Origin of the sequence: Prevotella sp. P5-50 (assembly GCF_002251295.1) — a bacterium.
Classification (GTDB): domain Bacteria; phylum Bacteroidota; class Bacteroidia; order Bacteroidales; family Bacteroidaceae; genus Prevotella.
Genome location: NZ_NPJA01000034.1, coordinates 1 through 1,619 on the forward strand (window position 1 = coordinate 1; position 1,619 = coordinate 1,619).

General features: G+C 40.8%; 1 protein-coding gene. It reads right to left on the bottom strand.

What is annotated here, in order from left to right; translation table 11 throughout:
• The coding region (tet, locus tag CIK88_RS08375) for a tetracycline resistance ribosomal protection protein (RefSeq protein ID WP_094435820.1) at window positions 1–1,594 on the bottom strand (1,594 nt) is incomplete at its 3' end.
• Between the last annotated feature and the right edge of the window lie 25 nt (window positions 1,595–1,619).

The following is a 1,619-nucleotide window of genomic DNA, read 5'->3' on the forward strand; positions in this document are numbered from 1 at the left end:
ACTGTTGCAAGGCCAGCCTGAAGACATAAGGGGTCAGCTGTCTGAAATCAGCAGGTGTACTTACCGGGCTATAATACTCGGCTTGAGTAAAAGTTACTTTCAGATCAGTCACTTCCCATCCATGTAACCCGGATTGGCAAGACATACGAATCCCTTCAAAAACGGCATTTTGAAAAGAATGGTTCAGATAACCATAGGAGATGTCACTTTCGATTTGCAACCCTGTCCCTAACGGTAAGGGTTCAAGAGTCAGCCCTATTGTGGCCCAATAAGGGTTGGGCGGCACTTCGATCTGAATAATCTTATTGACCTTTTTTACAGGTCGTTCTTTGTATATAGTCTTGATCTCATCAAAATGGACCTTTACGGAAAATCGTTCTTCCAGCAATGTCTGTATGATTTCCTTTTGGGTTAAACCATATAACGAGATTTCCAATTCATCACTATATGAGTTTATGGAAAAGGACAAAGACGGGTCTTCAATCCACAATGTATTCAGAGCGGATATCACCTTGCTTCTCTCTTCGGGCCTGTCTGGCCGGACGGAGGATTTGAGAGCGGGATGCTGATGCGATAATCCTTGAATCAAACAAGGTTCAGCACCTAAATAATTTCCGATTCGAAAATCATCCATATCCTCTACAATCGCGATATCATTGGCGCCCACTTCATCAACATTTATCTCTCTGCCCTGATTGATAGTTTTTAGATTTTTAATCTTGATGAATTTTTCCGAATCGTTGATTCTTACAACGTCTCGAAGTCTCAGACTTCCGTCAATTATTTTTAGAAAACTTCTTTTATGTCCTTTGGGGTCATGCTCTATCTTATAAAGATAAGCTGAAAGTCTGTTTGAGACCGATGCCGGAGGAAGTATAAAAGAAGTGATGGCGTCCAACAACTCATTGATACCGATATTGAACATTGCTGATCCATGTAGCACCGGATAGACTTTGGCTTTTGCCACAAGAGCGATTATCGTATTCCAATAATCAGCCGGTGAAATTTCGCTATCCGCCAAATATCGTTCTAATATATTGTCGTCATGGTTGCATACAAATTCTTTGTATTCTTCCTTTATATATGTTTGGGAGCAAACCGGATAAACCGATCCATCGACAACATTTTGCATAAACAGGACATCTTGAGACAGATTTGCTTTTATATCCAGATACAAACGCTCCAAATTCACACCGGCTCGGTCAATCTTATTGATAAATATAATTGTCGGGATTTGCAGCTTCTGTAAAGTATTGAACAGCAACTTTGTCTGCGCTTGTATGCCTTCCTTTGCGGATAAGATGAGGACTGCTCCATCAAGCATTTTGAATGTCCGCTCCACTTCCGCAATAAAATCCATGTGTCCCGGAGTGTCAATGATATTGCATTTCACACCATTCCAGATAATAGATGTCGTAGAAGCCCGAACAGTAATTCCTCTACGTTTCTCTATATCCATAGAGTCCGTTATGGTGTCACCATTATCCACACAGCCGCACTTTTCCGTTGCTCCACTGGCAAACAGCAGATTCTCGGTTACGGAAGTTTTTCCTGCATCAATGTGAGCAAGAATTCCTAAATTTATAATATTCATTTGGATTAAGCAATAATATACTACA